Source organism: Nocardiopsis sp. ATB16-24 (assembly GCF_030271535.1).
Classification (GTDB): Bacteria; Actinomycetota; Actinomycetes; order Streptosporangiales; family Streptosporangiaceae; genus Nocardiopsis.
The window spans coordinates 160040-178585 of the sequence record NZ_JASCXJ010000008.1 but is presented as its reverse complement, the minus strand read 5'-3'; the positions used below and the strand labels follow the sequence as shown (position 1 = coordinate 178585).

Here is an 18546-nt window from a genome sequence, read left to right as displayed (position 1 = left end):
TGCCGGTGGAACCGGCAGGTAGGTTGGTTTTCCGGAGGGCGGCCTTCGCGTGGACCCGCTCGCACAACGTGACCGAACCCCTTGGAGGACGGGACAGATGACCCAGGAGGACGACCACCGGGACACGCCGGCCACACCCCCGGGCGAACCCGGCGGCTGGGCCGCACCGGGGCGGGGGCCGTCGACTCCCCCGCCTCCTCCTGAGGAGCGACGCCCGTTCACACCGTCCGAACACGGACGACCCGGCCATGATCCGACACCACGGCATCCCCACCCGGAGCAGGCCGCCTACGGACAGTACCCCGGCCAGGGCGGGCCGTACCCCGGTCAGTACCCCGATCCCGCGCAGGGCGGACAGTACCCCGGCCAGTACCCCGATCCCGCGCAGGGCGGACAGTGGTGGCAGCCCGGCCACGGCCCCGCCCCCGGTCACGGACCCGGCCACGGTGCTCCCCCCTACGGCGGGCATCCCGGCCACGGTGGACAGTACCCCTACGGAGCCCCGCCCCCGCCCAAACCCGGTGTCGTCGCACTGCGACCGATGACCCTCGGGGACATCTTCAACGGTGCCTTCAGCCTCATCCGCAACAACCCCAAGACCACCGTCGGGCTCTCGCTGATCGTCATGGCGGTCGCCTCCATCCTGACCACCCTGGCCTCGACCTGGTTCCTGGACGACTACACGGCCTGGCTGGACGAGCTCATGGTCGATCCCACGGCCGTGAACCCCGACGCACCGATCCTGCCCACCTCGCCGGTGACCCTCGTCCTGATGTACGCGGGCGAACTCATCGTCTACCTCGGCGGATCCGTGGTGTTGGGGCTGCTCGCCACCACGATCGGCATGGCCGTCCTCGGTCACCGACTCACGCCCCGTCAGGCCTGGGAGGCCGGGCGCGATCGGATGGGGGCGGTCATCGGTCTGGCCCTGATCAAACTGGGCATCCAGTTCCTCATGTGGATCGCCGTCACGGTCGGAATGGTGGGGGCGATCGTCCTCGGCGTGGTCGTGGGCATGGAGTCGGGCGGGGGCACCGGTTTCCTCGTGGGCCTCCTGCTCTTCCTCCTGGTGATCGCCGCCGTCATCGTGCCCGGTACCTGGATCTGGGTGCGTCTCTACTACGCCATGCCCCTGGTCGTGCTCGAACGCCTCGGCCCGGGCCGGGCCTTGGCCCGTTCCTGGCGCCTGTCCCAGGGCCAGTGGTGGCGGACTCTCGGCTACTGGCTCCTGACCGGACTCCTCGTGTTCGTGGTCGGCATGATCCTGAACATGCCCTTCAGCATGGTCTCGGGGGTGTTCACGTTCATCGACCCGACCGCGGCCTGGACCATCGTGGCCTCCAGCGCCCTGATCTATGTGGGCACGGTGCTGGTGTACGCCATCACCCAGCCCTTCGCGGCGGGGGTCAACACCCTGCTCTACGTGGACCTGAGGATGCGTCGCGAGGGACTGGACCTGAGGCTGCACGAGGCGGCCCGAGCCGGTCACGCGGTGGGCCCGGAGATCTACCTTCCGGAGCCCCGGGCGTGAGGGCGCCCCACGCGGCCGTCGAGGAGGTGACCGGGGAGGAGGGGCGGCGCCGTGCCGTCCGGGAACTGAGCGATCCCCTCTACGGGGAACAGGAGCCGTCCCTGCTGGACCGCTTCCTCGCCTGGCTGGACGAACTCCTCTCACAGGTCCCCCTTCCCTCGACCGGAGGGGGTTGGGTCCTGGGCGTGCTGCTGGTGGTCATCGCGATCCTGGTCCTCTGGCTCGTCTTCTGGTTGCGTCCGTCCCGCAGCCGTACGCCTGGAGCACCCGTGCACGAGGGCACCCCGATGACGGCGGCCGACCACCGTGCCGCGGCCGACCGCGCCGAGGCCGCGGGTGAGTTCGCCGTCGCCGTCACCGAGAGGCTGAGGGCCATCAGTGTGGATCTGGAGGATCGGGCGATCATCACGCCGCGCGCGGGCCGCACCGCCACCGAACTGGCCGTCGAGGCCTCCGCGGCGCTTCCCGGTGAGGCCGAGGGCCTGGACCGAGCGGCACGGATCTTCAACGACGTGGTCTATGGCGACCGTCCCGCCACCGCCGACTCCGCGCGGATCCTGCGCGCGTCGGACGAGCGTCTGCGAACCGTCCGGCCGGCGGAGGAGGTCCGAGGATGACCGCCATCGCGTCCACGTCCCCGGCCCTCGAACCCACGGCGCCCCCGGGCTCGCGTGCTCGTCGAGTGTGGCGTTCGGTCCGGGTCCCGGCCGCCGTCATCACCGCGCTCGTGGTGATCTCGGTCCTGCTGTCCTTGGGCGCCGAGCGCTTCCCCACCGGCCACCTGGAACCGGGCTCGGTCTCCCCCGACGGCACGCGAGCGCTGGTGAACGTGCTGGAGCAGGACCGCGACGTACATGTGACACGGTCCTCGACCGCCGCGGAGAACGCCGTGGAGCGCGCCGGCGGAGACACCGTGCTCGTCGTCCTCCTCGACCACCGCATGCTTCCCGAGGAGTTGGACGCCCTCGCCGCGCTCGACGTGGACACCGTGCTGGTCCAGCCCTCCACACGTTCCCTGGAGGCGTTCGCGCCCGGGGTGGAGATGACCGGCAGGGAGTCGCCCGAACGGTTCCTGGACATGGAGCGCCCCGTCTCCCCCGAGTGCGACCTGTCCGCCGCGCGGGCCTCCGGCCCCGCCGACATGAGCGGTGAACTGTACACGGCCTCCCCCGAGGTCGAGGCCGTGGGCTGCTATCCGGGTGGCGACGGCGACGCCCTGGTCCAGGTGCTCGAAGAAGACACGACCATCACGATCCTGGGCACCGGCACCCCGCTGACCAACACCGCCCTCGACGTCGCCGGAAACGCCGCGCTGGCGTTGAACCTCATGGCCGCCGAGGACGTGGTCTGGCTGCGGCCGGACCCTCCTCAGCAGGAGGGCGGTGCCGGTATCTGGGAGCTTCTTCCCGGGGGCCTGCGTTGGTCCCTGCTGCCGCTGGTGGTCACCTTGGGGCTGTTGGCCCTGTGGCGAGGCCGCCGTATGGGTGCCCTGGTGCCCGAGTCGCTGCCCGTGGTGGTGCGCGCCTCGGAGACCACCGAGGGCCGTGCGGGGCTGTACCGGTCGCGTAAGGCCAGGGACCGTGCCGCCGCGGCACTGCGCACGGGCTTCCTGGAGCGGACGACTCCCAAGCTGGGACTGGGCGCCGACCCCGCCCCCGAGGCGGTCGTGACGGCCGTCGCGGAGAGGACCGGCGACGACCCCCGGCACCTGCGATCGTTGCTCCATCCCGAGCGACCCGACCCCTACGCGGGGGACGACGACACACTGGTCCGGCTCTCCGAGGAGCTCGACGAACTGACCCGGAGGCTGCGATGACGCGTATCCGCACGGGACGGCGAACGACCACTGAGGTATCGAGAGAGGTAGACGGCACGTGAGCGCCTTCACATCCGAGGCACTACCATCAGCCGACGAGGCACGTGCGGCGCTGGTCGCCCTGCGCCGCGAGGTGGCCAAGGCCGTCGTGGGCCAGGACGAGACGGTGACCGCGATGGTCGTGGCGCTGCTGTGCCGCGGCCACGTGTTGATGGAGGGTGTGCCGGGCGTCGCCAAGACACTGCTGGTACGCACCGTGTCGGCGGCGCTGTCCCTGGACCACAAGCGGGTGCAGTTCACCCCGGACCTGATGCCGGGCGACGTGACGGGTTCGCTCGTCTACGACCAGAACACGGCCAGGTTCGAGTTCCTCAAGGGACCGGTGTTCACCAACCTGTTGCTGGCCGACGAGATCAACCGGACCCCGCCCAAGACCCAGGCGTCACTGCTGGAGGCGATGGAGGAGCGGCAGGTGACCGTGGAGGGCGAGCCGGTGGCACTGCCCGAGCCGTTCATGGTGGCCGCCACCCAGAACCCGGTGGAGTACGAGGGCACCTATCCGCTCCCCGAGGCACAGTTGGACAGGTTCCTGCTCAAGGTCACCATCCCCCTGCCCGAGCGCGCCGCCGAGGTGGACATGCTGAGCCGTCACGCGGCGGGCTTCGACCCGAGCGACCTGGCCGCGGCCGGGGTGACCGCCGTGGCGGGCGCCGCCGAACTGCGCGCGGCCCGGGTCGCGGTGGAACAGGTGCGGGTGGCCCCGGAGGTCCTCGGTTACATCGTCGACCTGTGCCGGGCCACCAGGCAGTCGCCGTCCCTACAGTTGGGGGCCTCTCCCCGCGGTGCGACGGCGCTGCTGCGCACCAGCAGGGCCTGGGCGTGGCTGTCCGGCCGTGACTACGTCACCCCCGACGACGTGAAGGCCCTGGCCAAGGGCACCCTGCGGCATCGTGTCGCACTGCGCCCGGAGGCGGAACTGGAGGGTGCGACCGCCGACGGGATCCTGGACGGCGTGCTCGCCTCCGTCCCGGTGCCGCGCTGATGGTGGTCACCGGACGGGCGGTGCTGCTGGCCCTGGCGGGAACGGTCGCCGTGGCGCTGTCCGGTCTGATCGGCGCCGAGGTGACCGCGATCGTCTTGGGCGTACTGGCCGCGCTGCTGGTGGTGGACGTGACGCTGGCGGCGAGCCCCGGAGCGATGCGCCTGTCCCGGGAGGGCGACACGTCACTGCGGCTGGGCGATGCGGCGACCGTCCACGTCATCGTCGCCAATCCCACGCGAAGGAACCTACGGGGCTCGGTGCGCGACGCCTGGCCTCCGAGCTCGCACGCGGCGCCGCGCGCACGACCACTGCGCGTGGCGGCGGGGGAACGTCAGCGTGTGAGGACCACCCTCACCCCCACACGGCGTGGGGACGCCCGAGCCGCCGGGGTGACCGTGCGCAGTATCGGGCCGCTGGGCCTGGCGGGCAGGCAGCGGACACTGTCCGCGCCCTGGACGGTACGGGTCCTGCCCCCGTTCCACAGCAGGCGCCATCTGCCGGGCAAACTGTCCCGCCTGCGCGAGCTGGAGGGACAGCACACGGCGATGGTGCGTGGCCAGGGCAGCGAGTTCGACTCGCTGCGCGACTACGTGCCCGGCGACGACGTGCGCTCGATCGACTGGCGGGCCACGGCCCGGGGCGACGGCGTGATGGTGCGTACGTGGCGGCCCGAACGGGACCGGCGCATCCTCATCGTGCTCGACACCGGACGCACCTCCGCCGGACGTGTGGGCGACACCCCACGCCTGGACCACGCGATGGACGCGGCCCTGTTGCTCGCCGCCCTGGCGGGCCGTGCGGGCGACCGGGTGGACTTCATGGCCTACGACCGGCGCACGCGCGCCCAGGTCCGTTCCTCGGGCAGGGGCAGCCAGGTGAACCGGATCGTGGAGGCCATGGCCCCCCTGGAGGCCGAGCTGGTGGAGTCCGATCCCGCGGGCCTGGTCGGGACCATCCTGAGCACTCAGGGACGGGTCCGGAAACTGGTGGTGTTGCTGACCGACCTGAACGCGGCGGCGTTGGAGGAGGGGCTGCTGCCGAGGCTGCCCTCCCTGACCTCACGTCACCTGTTGCTGGTGGCGGCGGTCAGGGACCCTGAGGTGGACCGCATGGCCGCCGAACGGGGCGGAACGGACGCCCTGTACCGCGCGGCGGCGGCCGAGCGGACGTTGAGCGAACGGCGTCGGGTGACCACCGAACTGCGCCGGATGGGCGTGGAGGTGGTCGACGCCGACCCCGAGCACATCGCGCCCGCGCTGGCCGACGCCTACATCAACCTCAAGGCCCAGGGGCGGCTTTGACCGGCGCGTTCGCCGCAGGGGCGCCCTCCCCGAGAGGGCGCCCTCGGGGCGCCGGGAGCGCACGGCCGTCACCGTGAACACGGCCCCGACTCGCCCCGAGGTCGCGGACGTGTCCTCGGCCCCTCCCGGGCCGGTGACCACCACCCCCGGACCCGCCTGGCCCGGAAGTCTCCGCTCCAGATCCCCGACCCACGCCCTGAGAACCTCGACGGCGCAGACGGCGGCGCCTAACCCGCCACCGGGACGGCCGCCGGGGCGTTCTCGATGTCGCCGGTCTCGCCCTCCTGGTGGGCCTTCCTGCCCACGGTGAAGACGTAGACCAGGAACAGAACCTCGGCCAGGGCCCCGATGCCCAGGGCCACCGGGATCGGCAGGTCTCCGGCCGCGGCGTTGCCCGTCACCAGGCCCTCGATCAGTCCGGAGACGAACAGCACCACCACCAGGCCCAGGGCCACCGCGACGGCGGCGCGCGCCTCCTCGCCCAGCGCGCGCAGACGTGGCCGGTCACCGGGTGCGATGAGCGTCCAGCCGAGTTTGAGTCCCACCCCGCCCGCGACGAAGACCGCCGTCAACTCCAGCATGCCGTGCGGCAGGATCAGCCCGAAGAACACGTCCGCCTGGCCGTGCGCGATCATGATCCCCGCTCCGGCGCCGACGTTGAGCGCGTTGATCGCCATCACCGCCAGGGTCGGCAGCCCGAAGGCCACGCCGAAGATGATCGCCTGCGCCGCCACCCACGCGTTGTTGGTCCACACCTGGGCGGCGAACGAACTCCGGGGGTTCTCCATGTAGTAGTCGGCGAAGTCGTGGTCGACGTACTGCGCCAGGAACTCCGGGGGCCCCAGGGCGTGCATCACGTCGGGGTCGGTGGCGACCCAGGCCGCCGTGACCGCCGCGACCGCCACCGTGCCGACCGAGGTACCGATCCACCACCATCGAAGCCGGTAGAGCACCGCGGGGAACACCCTGGTGAAGAACCCTCCCACGTCCCGCCAGGCGGAGGCGTGCGAGCCGGTCACCGCGGAGCGGGCGCGCGCCACCTGAGCGGACAGTCTGCCCACGAGCGCGGGGTCCTGTCCCGAGGAACGCACCACCGACAGGTGGGTGGACACCCGCTGATAGAGGTCGACGAGTTCGTCGATCTCCTCGCCGTTCAGCGAACGGCGCCTGCGCACCAGCTCGTCCAGCCGTTCCCACTCCCGGGCGTGCGCCGCGGCGAACACGTCGATATCCACGCATCGGACCCTACCGGTTCGCGGCGGGTCGGGGCGGGGCGGTGGGTCCCATCCGACTTCGCGCGACCGTCCGGCCCCCGTGGCGGGTAGTGTCGGACAGAAGGTTTCAGACGTTTCTGAGGGAGCGGGTGCTGGTGTCCTATCCCGGCAACGGTGGCGACGTGTACGGCGTGACCCCCCTGGTCACGGGTGACGCGGTCGTCCTCGACCTGCGCCCGGCCGGTTTCGCCACCAGGGCCGCCGCCCTGGTCATCGACGTCATCGTCCAGATCATCGCGCTGATCGCGCTGAACCTGCTGGTCATGTGGATCGGCCGTGGTCTGGACCCCGCGATCACGGCCGCGGTCTCCCTCGCGGGATCCATCCTGGTCCTGGTCGGCTACCCGACGGCCTTCGAGTCCCTCTCCCGAGGTCGTTCCCTGGGCAAGATGGCCTTGGGTCTGCGCGTGGTCGGCACCGACGGTTCCCCCGAGCGGTTCCGTCAGGCGCTGGGCCGCGCGCTCGCGGCCTTCGTGGAGATCTGGATGACGAGCGGTCTGGTCGCCCTCATCACGTCGATGATCAACCGGGACGGGCGCCGCGTGGGCGACTTCGTGGCCGGGACGATGGTGGTGGAGGAGCGTGGCGGCCAACGGCGCGAGGAGGTCGTCCCGATGCCGGCTCACCTGGCCGGTTGGGCGGCGGGCGCGGAGCTGTCACGACTGTCCCCCGAGACCGCGGCGTCGGCCCGACAGTACGTGCTCCGGTACGGGGAGCTGGCCGAGCACACGCGGTACGAGATGGGCATCCGGCTGGCCGACGCGGTGGCCGGACAGATCAGTCCCCCTCCTCCGCCCGGGACCGCTCCGCCCCACTTCCTCGCGGCGGTGCTGGCCGAGCGACGGCGCCGGCAGGAGGCCGCCGCACAGCAGACCTGGTCCGGCCCTCCGCACGCGGGCCCGCCTCACGACCACCCCGGGGCGGCCCCGCGACAGCAGTGGTACGGCCCGCGGTCCCCTCGGTGAGGCGTGGGAGGGCGACGACGCCCTTGAGCGTCGTCCTCCCTCAGGGATGCCAGGAACGTAGGTAGTCCCGCTGTTCGGCGGTGAGCGCGTCGATGCGCACCCCCAGCTCGTCCAGTTCGAGCCTGGCCACCTCGGTGTCGGTCTCGGCCGGCACCTCCACCACCCCCGGCGGGAGTCGGACGGCCTCACGGGCCAGCCACGCGGTGGTCAGCGCCTGGACCGCGAACGACATGTCCATGACGGCGGCCGGGTGTCCCTCCGCCGCGCCGAGGTTGACCAGGCGTCCCTCCGACAGCAGCAGCACGCGACGCCCGTCGGCGAACACGTACTCGTCGGCGTGCTCGCGCACGCCCCGGTTGATCTCCACGGCCCCCCGTTCCAGGGCCGTGAGGTCGATCTCCAGGTCGAAGTGGCCGGAGTTGGCCAGGATCGCGCCGTCCTTCATCCGTTCCAGGTGCTCGGCCCGGATGACGTCGCGGTTGCCGGTGACGGTGACGAACACGTCGGCGACCGATGCGGCCTCCTCCATGGTGGCGACCGTGTAACCCTGCATGACCGCGTCCAGTGCCTTGACCGGATCGACCTCGGTGACGATCACGCGGGCGCCCATGCCGCGGGCCCGCTCCGCCAGTCCGCGACCGCAGTAGCCGAATCCGGCGACCACGACGGTACGTCCGGCGAGCATCGCGTTGGTGGCCCGGAGGATGCCGTCGATCGTGGACTGACCGGTGCCGTAGCGGTTGTCGAACATGCGCTTGGTCGCGGTGTCGTTGACCGCCACCATGGGCAGCCTCAACTCGCCCTCGGCGCTCATCCTGCGCAACCGGATCACTCCGGTGGTGGTCTGTTCACAGCCTCCCAGGACCCCCTCCAACAGGTCGGGGCGGACCAGGTGGACCGTGTTGACCAGGTCGCATCCGTCGTCGAGCAGCAGGTGCGGTCGGGACTCCAGGATCCTGATCAGGTTGCGGTCGTAGGAGGTCGGGTCCATTCCGGCCCAGGCGTGGACGGAGACGCCGTACTCGGCGACCAGCGCGGCGGCGGTGTCGTCCTGGGTGGACAACGGGTTGGAGGCGGCCAGCCACACCTTCGCCCCTCCCGCCCGCAGCGTGCACAGCAGGTTGGCGGTCTCGGCGGTCACGTGTTGGCACGCGGCCACACGCAGCCCCTCCAGGGGACGTTCGGTGGTGAAGCGCTCGCGCACGCGGCGCAGTACCGGCATGGACCGTTCGGCCCAGGCCACGCGGCGGACGCCGGCCGATGCGAGGCCGATGTCCGCCACCTCGTGGGGAGGAAGTGTCATGCTCACCTGGGTCCGTCTCGTCGGTCCGGTCCACGCGCGTCCCGGAGGGTTTTCGGACGCGGTTCACCGCGGGAGGACCCGGGTTCTCCCGCGGTGATCTTCCGGCGTCCTGGTGCTCTTCCAGGGTCGCCCATCGCCGTCGATCGCCCCGGAGGGCCGCTCCGCGCGGCCTCCGGTCAGGCGTTCCGAGGGCGGGGGTCCTCGGCGCCCGAGTCACCCCGCCCGGCCCCCGCCGGTGCTCGAACGCACCCGGGGGCCGGGCGAAGGCCCGGACGCCTAGTACCGGTAGTGGTCGGGCTTGTACGGGCCCTCCACGTCCACTCCGATGTAGGCGGCCTGCTCCTTGGTGAGCTCGGTCAGCTTGACGCCGAGCGCCTCCAGGTGCAGACGGGCGACCTTCTCGTCCAGGAGCTTGGGCAGCGTGTACACGTCGATCGGGTACTCGTCGGGCTTGGTGAACAGTTCGATCTGCGCGATGACCTGGTTGGTGAAGCTGTTGGACATCACGAAGCTGGGGTGGCCGGTGGCGTTGCCCAGGTTGAGCAGTCGACCCTCCGAGAGCACCAGCACGGACTTGCCGTCGGGGAAGGTCCACTCGTGGACCTGCGGCTTGATCTCCTTCTTGACGATGCCGGGGATCTTCGCCAGGCCCGCCATGTCGATCTCGTTGTCGAAGTGACCGACGTTGCCGATGATCGCCTGGTGCTTCATCCGGGCGATGTGGTCGGCCATGATCACGTTGAAGTTACCGGTGGTGGTGATGAAGATGTCACCGATGTCGAGCACGTCCTCCAGGAGGGTGACCTGGTAGCCGTCCATGGCCGCCTGGAGGGCGTTGATCGGGTCGATCTCGGTGACGATGACCCGGGCACCCTGCCCACGCAGGGCCTCGGCCGACCCCTTGCCGACGTCGCCGTAACCGCAGACGACGGCGACCTTGCCTCCGATGAGCACGTCGGTGGCGCGCATGATGCCGTCGGGCAGCGAGTGGCGGATGCCGTACTTGTTGTCGAACTTGCTCTTGGTGACGGAGTCGTTGACGTTGATCGCGGGGAAGGCCAGAGTGCCCTCACGGCGCATCTCGTACAGGCGGAGCACACCGGTGGTGGTCTCCTCGGTCACGCCCTGGATGCCCTTGGCGATCTTGGTCCACTTGCCGGGCTCTCGCTCCAGACTGGCCTTGAGGAGACGCAGGACGACGCCCATCTCCTCGCTGTCGGCGCTGTCGGGCGAGGGGACCGCCCCCGCCTTCTCGTACTCGGCGCCCTTGTGGACCAGCATGGTGGCGTCACCACCGTCGTCCAGGATCATGTTGGGGCCCTCTGCGCCCGGCCAGGTCAGCGCCTGCTCGGTGCACCACCAGTACTCTTCGAGGGTCTCGCCCTTCCAGGCGAAGACGGGCACGCCCCGGGGGTCCTCGGGGGTGCCGTCGGGACCGACCACGACCGCGGCGGCGGCGTGGTCCTGGGTGGAGAAGATGTTGCAGCTGACCCAGCGCACCTCGGCGCCCAGGGCCACCAGGGTCTCGATGAGGACCGCGGTCTGGACGGTCATGTGCAGCGAACCCATGATGCGCGCGCCCCGGAGCGGTTTGCTGTCGCCGTACTCGGCACGGGTGGCCATGAGACCGGGCATCTCGTGCTCGGCGAGCCTGATCTCGTCTCGTCCGAAGTCGGCCAGGGAGAGATCGGCGACCTTGAAGTCGAAAGCCATGCGTTCCTCACTCGTGATGGTCGTGTCGTCACCGATTCTAGGGCTGCGACCACCCCATGGGCGCGAACCTGACATTCGTTCGTCAGTTTTGTTCTTCCTGGCGGTACCACTCGGCTAGGGTCGCGTCATGGCCGCTGCCGACGACACCCCGACCCCGTCCGACCGGTCCTCCTGGCCGCCCAGGGCCGTGCCGATCTCCACGGCCGCCGAGCGGGTGGGGACCACTCCGCGCATGCTGCGCTACCGGGAAGGGCTGGGTCTCCTTCCCCGCACCCAGGAGCAGCCCACCGGGAGGGGGCACCGCCACCGCAGGTTCACCGAGGAGGATCTGCGCACGATCGCCACGGGCCTGGCGTTGGAGCGCGAGTTCGACATCCCGCCCACGGCTCTGGCCTTCGCCCTGCGTGTTCTGGCCGAACCCGAGACCCTGGCCCGGGTGCGCTCCCATGGAGAGCGGTTGGGCAGGCTCGCCGCCGCCCCCACACGAGCCCTCGACTTCGAGAAGGAGAAGGCGATGCGGCTGTTGCACGGCCGTCGCCCCTGAGCCACCGTCGCCGCCGGCCGACCCTCGGGGTTCACACGCGAGCGCGTCCGGTAACGGCCACATCCATGACCATCCGGCATGTTTTGGCCGACTGTCCACTGGCTACGGAACACAGCGTGAAGACGCTACGTTGCAGTGCGGACCTGGACCGGACGCGGGACCTGGTGCACGAGGAGCTCATGGACGTCGACCGGCTGCGGGACATCTGGGCCCAGCACCGCCGGAGCCAGTCCCCGGACGTGCGCGAGGCGGCGTGGAAGGAACTGGCGCACCGCCGTGTCCGGGAGTGGGGCGCGGGCCCCGCCCTGGAGGAGTTGATGGTGTCCCTGGCCGCGGGCGGGGCCGCCGGCCGACCGATCACCGCGGCGTTCGTCGTCCAGCTCTCCGAACGCATCGGCGACCTGTCACCCGATTCCCCCTCGCGCCCCCGCAGAGGCCCGCTGGACTCCGAACAGGCCCTGCGGGTGGCGCGGGCCGCCGCGGCGCCCGTCCACCCGGTCGTACGCGCGGCCCGCACCTACGCCGAGTGCGTGACGGTGCTGGACGAGCGGGAGCCGCCGGACGAGGCCGGCACGCACGTGTGGGCGCTGCCGTGGGTGCTCGCCTCGCTGACGCTACGACGGGCGGACTTCCCTCCACTGCTGCCCGACCCCCTCTCCCCTCCTCCCTGGGTCGGGCTCGGCCCCGACGAACGCCTCGTGGAACTGTCACGTCACTTCGCCCGGATGACGACCGGCGCGCTGCTGGAGGAACTGAGCTGGACCTCCGAGCCCGCCACCGAGCCGCACACCCCGGCGTCCTCGCTGGCCACGGTGATCCGCCGACGCGTACTGGACTACGTGCGCTCGTGCCGGGAGTCGGTGGCCTTGATCCTCCGGTCCCTGGATCCCGAGTCGCACACCTCGGTGTACTCGGGGGGATCGGACGGCTCGGAACCGGGGACGACCGCCTCGGAGGTGGCCGACACACTGCTGACGCCGGGAGCGGCGCACTGGTGGACGGCGCTGGAGCTGTCCGCGGACGGCGCCTCGTTGCGCCTGTTCGTGGTGGTCCAGGAGGTGGGACGTCCGAACACGGGCGTGCTCGCGGTCACCGCCCACGCGCGGATCACCACCCCTGAGGGGACGCGCGACGCGCTGAGGATGTCGGGGACCGACGACGTGGCCGTGATGCCCACGGACAGCGCGGACGACCGTTGGCCCCGCGTCCACGACCTGGTGGACGAGGCCGTGTCCCGGGCCATGAGAACGCTCACCCAGGTCTGACCGGGGTCCGCCGACGCGCTCAGTTGCCGCTGAGCATGATCAGGAGCAGGACCAGCAGCAGGATCACGATGGTGATGAGGACCGCCGGGATGACCCATCCCTGCTGGAGCACCGATTCCCGTTCGGCGGGGCGCGGCATGGGACGGGCGTAGGTCTGGTTGGGGTTCATGTTGGTCGCCATCGGGTTCCCCGCGTGGGGCGCTCCGTGCGGAGGGAGCGGATAGGCGGGAACGCCCGGACGCGGGTTGGAGGTGCCCGGATGGCCCGGCATGCCCGGGCGTGGGTTGGACGTGCCGGGGTGCCCGAAACCCTGGCGTGGGTCGGAACTCATCGGGTGTCCGGGCACACCCGGACGCGGACCGGGCGCTCCCTGGGGGGAGTAGCCGACGGCGCCCGGCTGCGGACCGCTGTGCGGGTGTCCGGTTCGGAAGGACGACTGTCCTCCGGTGATCAGGCCGGTCTGCGCGATCTTCTCGCCTTGGCGGACCGCGTCATCGGTGGACGGCGAGGACGTCTCCGGGTCGTCGTGGCCCAACAGACGCATGAGCAGGGTCTGGGCGTTGGGCCGCTTGTCGGGGTCCTTGTCCAGACACTCCTCGACGATCGGCCGCAGCGCCTCGTCCATACCGGTCAGGTCCGGAGGCGCGCTGACCACGCGGTGCACGACCGCGGGAACGGTGTCGGAACCGAACGGGGCTCGTCCGGTGGAAGCGAACGCGATGACGCAACCCCAGGCGAAGATGTCGCACTTGTCGGTGATACCGCGTCCCTCGATCTGCTCGGGCGCCATGTAGGAGGGCGTGCCGACGATCGAGTTGGTCATGGTGGCGGTGCCGTCGTCGACCCGGGCGATACCGAAGTCGATGACGCGGGGCCCGTCCGGCCCCAGCAGCACGTTGCCGGGTTTGAAGTCGCGGTGGACGATACCGGCCTTGTGGATGGCCACCAGCGCGGTCGCCGTGGAGACCGCGAGCCGTTGCAGGGTGGAGCCTTTCTGGGTGCTCCCCTTGGCGATGGTCTCCTGAAGGTCCTTGCCCGGCACGAACTCGCTGACGACGTAGGGCGGATCGCTGTCGAGTTGGGCCTCGATGACCGCGGCGGTACAGAAGGAGGCGACCTTCTGTGCCGCTCGGACCTCCTTTTCGAACCGCTTGCGCAGATCGGTGTCGCGCGACCACTGGTCGTTGAGGACCTTGATCGCGAACTTCTCTCCGTCCGCGTTCTCCGCGAGGTAGACGATGCCCTGGCCGCCCTTGCCCAGGCGTCCGGTCACGCTGTACTCACCGAACGCGGAGGGGTCGCTCGGCTGTAGCGATTCTGGACCGGGCATCGATGTTCTCCAGGGAGGTCGTCGTGAGAGGGGCACGCAGCAACAGGGTACGGGTTGCGGGGAACGCGAGGACGCGTCCCACCGTGGCCGAGAGGGGAGGCCCCCACCCCGCCGCACACGTTATGACTGCGGGAAAGCCCGTGGCGTTCCCCTCGACCTCAACCGATTCTCCTCGCCTCGTCGACCAGCAGGACCGGAATGCCGTCCCGGATGGGGTAGGCCAGACCGCTCTCGTCACAGACCAGTTCGTCCTTCTCGGGGTCGTGGCGCAGCGGTGCCTGGCTCTGCGGGCAGGCCAGGATCTCCAACAGCCAGTCGTCGATCTTCGTGCTCATGTGCTCGCTTCCTCGTGTGGTGGGTGGGGAGGGCCGTGCGGCCCTCCCCACCATGATGCCCGGTCAGGCGCGGACGATGGCCAGCACCTCGTCACGCAGAGCGGCCATGGACGTCTCGTCCGGCCCCTCCACGTTGAGCCGCAGGAGCGGCTCGGTGTTGGAGGCGCGCACGTTGAACCACGAGCCGTCGGGAAGGGAGACGGTGAGACCGTCGAGCTCGTCGATGGTGGCGCCGTCCCGTCCGGCGAAGGCCTCCCGCACCGCCGCCATGCGCCCGGAGGCGTCGGCGACCTCGGAGTTGATCTCGCCGGACCCGGCGTAGCGCGAGTACTCCTCGGCGATCCGCGAGAGCGGTCGCTCGTCGGAGCCCAGGACCCGCAGGACGTGCATCGCCGCGAGCATCCCCGTGTCGGCCCGCCAGAAGTCACGGAAGTAGTAGTGGGCGGAGTGCTCCCCGCCGAAGATCGCCCCGGTCTCGGCCATGGTGGCCTTGATGAAGGAGTGGCCCACACGGGTGCGTACGGGCGTGCCGCCCTTCTCACGCACGATCTCGGGCACGGCCTGGGAGGTGATGAGGTTGTGGATCACCGTGGCGCCCGGTTCCTTCTCCAGCTCCTGCGCGGCGACGAGGGCCGTGATGGCCGAGGGCGGCACCGCGTCGCCGTTCTCGTCCACGACGAAGCAGCGGTCGGCGTCGCCGTCGAAGGCCAGTCCGATGTCGGCGCCGGTCTGACGGATCCTCTCCTGGAGATCGACCAGGTTGGCGGGGTCCAGGGGGTTGGCGGGGTGGTTGGGGAAGGTGCCGTCCAACTCGAAGTAGAGAGGGACGATCTCCAACGGCAGACCCTCGTCGAGGACGGCGGGGACCGTGTGGCCTCCCATGCCGTTACCCGCGTCCACCACGACCTTGAGCGGTCGGATGCCGGACAGGTCGACCAGTTCGCGCAGATAGGAGGCGTACCCGGGCAGGAGGTCGCGCTCGGTGACGGTCCCCGGGGGACCGTCGTGGGCGAGGACGTCCTTGCCGGCCAGGGCCTCCTCCGCCAAGCGGCGGATCTCGTCCAATCCGCTCTCACCACTGATGGGCGAGGCTCCGGCACGGCACATCTTGATGCCGTTGTACTGGGCCGGGTTGTGGCTGGCGGTGAACATCGCCCCGGGCATGTCCAGATGTCCCGAACCGTAGTAGAGCAGGTCGGTGGAACCGAGTCCGGCGAACACCACGTCGAGGCCCTGCCCGGTGACCCCCTCACTGAAGGCGGTGGCCAGTTCCGGCGAGGATGGTCGCATGTCGTGTGCGACGACGACGGCCTCCCCGCCGACCACACGGGCGAACGCCGCTCCGATCGCCCTTGCGATGTCCGCGTCGAGGGTGTCGGGTATCACACCGCGCACGTCATACGCCTTGAAGATGCTTGCGAGGTCAGCCACGTCTTCTCCGGCCAGCTCGGTTCTGCTCCGCGTTCGGTCCCGCGCGGCGGGGCCGCGCGCGGTACAAAACTAGCAAGCCGTTCCCGTGGGGACCCATCCGCATCACGGAGGTGTCAACCGCCGGGATTGCGGGGCGGCTCCCCACGGGCGGGGTCGGACCTGACCACACGCAGATGTCCACGGCGCAGCGTCTCGGCGGACTCGCTCTCGGAGGGGTTCCTGCGCGCAGGCGGGCGAGCCGCCTCACGTACCGCGTCCGCGAGAGCCTCCAGGTCGTCACTGCCGGGGCCACCGCCCACCGTCTCGACCGGAAGCCGCACGACCTCCCAGCCTCGCGGAGCGGTCAACCGGTCGGCGTGCATGGCGCAGAGGTCGTAGCAGTGCGGTTCCACGTAGGCGGCGAGAGGGCCGAGGACGGCCGTCGAGTCTGCGTAGACGTACGTGAGCGTGAAGACGGCAGGCTGCCTACAGGCGGTACGGGAGCAGCGTCGAACAGGGCTCACAGCGTTCGACTGTATGCCTTTACTGAGGGACACGCCAGCATCGTTCCATGACCTGGTCCGTTTCCGCCTCTTCGCGGCCTCCGCGCGCCGATCCCGGAACGTCCGTTCCCGAGGGGCCCGCGGAGGCCGCCGGCCCCGCGGGACGATGGGACTACGCCTCAGGCGCGTGATGGCTTAGTCTCGAAGTGTGCGACGAGTGCGCCTTTCCAGTGGCCAACCAGACCGAGTACGGCGCCGGGACCGCCGGGGACGCGGTATCCGCGGTCCTCTCGTGCCGTCTGACCTGCCGGTTTTCCGCAGCCGGGCGCAGGCTTTCGACGACCTTGTGCTGGACGCCGTCGAACGCCTGGAACGCCTGTGGGCACGTGAACTGGCCAATGTCGACTTCCTCGTGGAGGACGTTCCCCCCGTCCCCCTTCGCGGCCTGTCGACCGAGTCGATCCCGTTCTCGCGACTGGAACTCGACCCCGCGGGCCGGGCACGCATCGTGGTGTACCGACGTCCGGTGGAGATCCGGACGAAGGACCCCGAGGAGATGGCCCTCCTCGTCCACGAGACGGTCGTGGAGGAGGTCGCCAACCTGCTCGGGGTGGAACCGGAGTCGGTGGACCCGGAGAGCTGAACGACTCCGCCGTCAGGGGACGACCCCCACCATGCTGTCGCGCACCACGGGAAGCGCGATCCGCACCGGGGCGGGCCGCACCGGTAGCACGCTCAGCGCCTCCCCGTCGCGCAGCACGCGCGCGACGTACACCGGCGCCGACCCCTCCAGCAGTTCCAGTCGGACGGTGTGACCGCCCTGGGAGTCGGTGCCCGAGGGGGCTCGCCAACCTTCCTCCCCCGCCCCGAACGCCATCGTGGTCCCGGCGGGGACCTCCACGCGCACGGCGTCTCCCTGGGTGCCGTCGACACCGATCGGGGTGGCCACCAACGTGACGTCCGCCCCGACCGCCCCCAAGAGCACGTGGGTGTCGGCCCCCTCGGGAACGTCGGGCAGGATCGCGGTGGTGTCCAACGGAAAGCGCAGGGGCGGCACGGCGGACGTGTAGGCGGTCTCCACCACCTCGCCCTCACCGTCGACCGCCTCCACGGCCACGCCCGCGACCACGGGCGCGTCGGACTCCACCACGACCGTCCCCGCCTCACCGCCCAGAACGCTCTCCAGCGTGAGCCAGGCCGACGCGGCCGGGGGAACGTTGAGCACGGTCGGATCCTCCGCGGTCCCCGTCCCTCGGCCGTCCTCCTGTGCGGGTTCCTCCGTCTCCTCCCCGTCCTCCGACGCGGAGGAGACGGTGTGGACACGTACCTCCACCGGATCGTCGCCGGGGGCGGCCACGAGCAGACGGCGACGACCGTCTCCCCCGGGGACCCCGGGGATCACATGTTCCTTCGCGGGCGCGGCCGTGGGGGGCACCCAGTCCCCGGAACCGGAGTCGTGCTCGGCGAGCAGGGAGGCGGCGACCCGCCCCGTGCTGGTGCGCACGTGCACGCCGACCGCACCGGTGCTCTGGACCAGCGCGGTCAGTTCCAGCACGGTCGACTCACCGGCGGGCAGGGAGATGCCTCGGCTCTCGGGCGAGTAGGAGGGGCCTCCCTCGGTGTAGACGTCCACGCTCACCGTGGCCCGGGACTCCTCGGGGTTGGTCAGATGGACGGTGAGCGAGTCGAGCCCTCCGCCGTCCTCGTCGTCGCCTCCCGGCAGGGCGAACCAGGTGCCGATGGAGGGTTCCGCGCAGCGCACCTCGGTGGCCGAGTCGTCGGACAGGGTGATCTGGGCCGCGTCCAGACCCGAGGCCAGGGAGCCTTGTGCCCGGATCACGAGGGGATCGGCGGCCTCCGCGGTGTCCGCCCTCCACACACGGCCGGGTTCGGTCGGTTCCTCGCCGACCGGCACGCCCGCCTCCGCCCTCTCCTCCTCGCCGTCCTCCGGGGCGGCGGGGACCGTCTCGGCCCACAGCCTGCCTTCGTCGTCACGTCCCACTCTGGGAGCGAAGGCCGCCACGGTCGCCTCTCCCGGACCGTGCGGCGCGGGGCACACCCGCACCGCGTGGTCCGGGCGCACCGTGTCCGGCTCGGTGACACCGAGTTCGGCCGTCACGGGGCGGACCACGAACGCGACACCGAACAACGCGGCCAAGGCCAGCCCGACCAGACCGAACAGCGCGAAGCGGTTCTCCACGATCAGCCGCACGT

General features: G+C 70.8%; 17 protein-coding genes. 9 read left to right on the top strand and 8 right to left on the bottom strand.

Features of this window, described 5'->3' with window-relative positions:
• Positions 1 to 97 precede the first annotated feature (97 nt).
• Genes PFX91_RS11690 through PFX91_RS11670 form a run of 5 tightly spaced genes read left to right on the top strand, consistent with a single transcriptional unit; the run spans position 98 to position 5690 of the window.
• Positions 98 to 1531: a DUF7847 domain-containing protein gene (locus PFX91_RS11690; protein WP_285731515.1), complete on the top strand. Its 1434-nt coding sequence runs from the start codon at positions 98 to 100 to the stop codon at positions 1529 to 1531.
• The gene (locus PFX91_RS11685) at positions 1528 to 2148 is read left to right on the top strand and encodes a DUF4129 domain-containing protein (protein ID WP_285731514.1); all 621 of its coding nucleotides are present in this window, start codon (positions 1528 to 1530) and stop codon (positions 2146 to 2148) included. Before PFX91_RS11690 ends, PFX91_RS11685 begins: the two co-directional genes overlap by 4 nt.
• Positions 2145 to 3347 (top strand): DUF4350 domain-containing protein, encoded by a 1203-nt coding sequence (locus tag PFX91_RS11680; protein ID WP_285731513.1) that lies wholly within the window; start codon positions 2145 to 2147, stop codon positions 3345 to 3347. The genes PFX91_RS11685 and PFX91_RS11680 overlap by 4 nt, the downstream gene beginning before the upstream one ends.
• Positions 3348 to 3405: 58 nt before the next feature.
• Positions 3406 to 4389, top strand: a complete 984-nt coding sequence (locus tag PFX91_RS11675) for an AAA family ATPase (RefSeq protein WP_285731512.1) — start codon at positions 3406 to 3408, stop codon at positions 4387 to 4389.
• Positions 4389 to 5690 (top strand): DUF58 domain-containing protein, encoded by a 1302-nt coding sequence (locus tag PFX91_RS11670; RefSeq protein WP_285731511.1) that lies wholly within the window; start codon positions 4389 to 4391, stop codon positions 5688 to 5690. The genes PFX91_RS11675 and PFX91_RS11670 overlap by 1 nt, the downstream gene beginning before the upstream one ends.
• Before the next feature lie 227 nt (positions 5691 to 5917).
• Here PFX91_RS11670 and PFX91_RS11665 read toward each other — a convergent pair whose 3' ends face one another.
• Positions 5918 to 6925: a stage II sporulation protein M gene (locus tag PFX91_RS11665; protein WP_285731510.1), complete on the bottom strand. Its 1008-nt coding sequence runs from the start codon at positions 6923 to 6925 to the stop codon at positions 5918 to 5920.
• 128 nt (positions 6926 to 7053) lie between these two features.
• On the opposite strand from PFX91_RS11665, the gene PFX91_RS11660 reads away from it, so the two are divergent.
• On the top strand, positions 7054 to 7929 hold the full coding sequence (locus PFX91_RS11660; RefSeq protein WP_285731509.1) for an RDD family protein: 876 nt from the start codon (positions 7054 to 7056) through the stop codon (positions 7927 to 7929).
• 40 nt (positions 7930 to 7969) lie between these two features.
• On the opposite strand, the gene ahcY (PFX91_RS11655) is transcribed toward PFX91_RS11660, so the two are convergent.
• Both ahcY (PFX91_RS11655) and ahcY (PFX91_RS11650) read right to left on the bottom strand, forming a co-directional pair.
• Positions 7970 to 9232, bottom strand: coding sequence for an adenosylhomocysteinase (gene ahcY, locus PFX91_RS11655; protein ID WP_285731508.1), 1263 nt, complete (start codon positions 9230 to 9232; stop codon positions 7970 to 7972).
• Positions 9233 to 9508: 276 nt separating this feature from the next.
• Entirely contained in the window at positions 9509 to 10945 is a 1437-nt protein-coding gene (ahcY, locus tag PFX91_RS11650; protein WP_285731507.1) for an adenosylhomocysteinase, read from the bottom strand.
• 127 nt (positions 10946 to 11072) lie between these two features.
• Here ahcY (PFX91_RS11650) and PFX91_RS11645 point away from each other — a divergent pair, with 127 nt between their 5' ends.
• Entirely contained in the window at positions 11073 to 11489 is a 417-nt protein-coding gene (locus PFX91_RS11645; protein WP_285731506.1) for a MerR family transcriptional regulator, read from the top strand.
• 116 nt (positions 11490 to 11605) lie between these two features.
• Entirely contained in the window at positions 11606 to 12754 is a 1149-nt protein-coding gene (locus PFX91_RS11640) for a hypothetical protein (protein WP_285731505.1), read from the top strand.
• Positions 12755 to 12773: 19 nt separating this feature from the next.
• Here PFX91_RS11640 and PFX91_RS11635 read toward each other — a convergent pair whose 3' ends face one another.
• From PFX91_RS11635 to PFX91_RS11620, 4 genes are all read right to left on the bottom strand, one after another.
• On the bottom strand, positions 12774 to 14084 hold the full coding sequence (locus tag PFX91_RS11635) for a protein kinase domain-containing protein (protein WP_285731504.1): 1311 nt from the start codon (positions 14082 to 14084) through the stop codon (positions 12774 to 12776).
• A 158-nt stretch (positions 14085 to 14242) separates the two neighbouring features.
• The gene (locus PFX91_RS11630; RefSeq protein WP_285731503.1) at positions 14243 to 14419 is read right to left on the bottom strand and encodes a Trm112 family protein; all 177 of its coding nucleotides are present in this window, start codon (positions 14417 to 14419) and stop codon (positions 14243 to 14245) included.
• Positions 14420 to 14482: 63 nt separating this feature from the next.
• Positions 14483 to 15850 carry a phosphomannomutase/phosphoglucomutase gene (locus tag PFX91_RS11625; RefSeq protein ID WP_285731502.1) on the bottom strand — a complete coding sequence of 456 codons (1368 nt, stop codon included), beginning with the start codon at positions 15848 to 15850 and terminating at the stop codon, positions 14483 to 14485.
• Between the two features lie 113 nt (positions 15851 to 15963).
• On the bottom strand, positions 15964 to 16353 hold the full coding sequence (locus PFX91_RS11620) for a DUF3499 domain-containing protein (protein WP_285731501.1): 390 nt from the start codon (positions 16351 to 16353) through the stop codon (positions 15964 to 15966).
• A 271-nt stretch (positions 16354 to 16624) separates the two neighbouring features.
• Here PFX91_RS11620 and PFX91_RS11615 point away from each other — a divergent pair, with 271 nt between their 5' ends.
• Positions 16625 to 16975 carry a metallopeptidase family protein gene (locus tag PFX91_RS11615; RefSeq protein WP_285731500.1) on the top strand — a complete coding sequence of 117 codons (351 nt, stop codon included), beginning with the start codon at positions 16625 to 16627 and terminating at the stop codon, positions 16973 to 16975.
• A 12-nt stretch (positions 16976 to 16987) separates the two neighbouring features.
• Here the strand turns inward: PFX91_RS11615 and PFX91_RS11610 are convergent, their stop codons facing one another.
• Positions 16988 to 18544 carry a DUF5719 family protein gene (locus tag PFX91_RS11610; RefSeq protein ID WP_285731499.1) on the bottom strand — a complete coding sequence of 519 codons (1557 nt, stop codon included), beginning with the start codon at positions 18542 to 18544 and terminating at the stop codon, positions 16988 to 16990.
• Between the last annotated feature and the right edge of the window lie 2 nt (positions 18545 to 18546).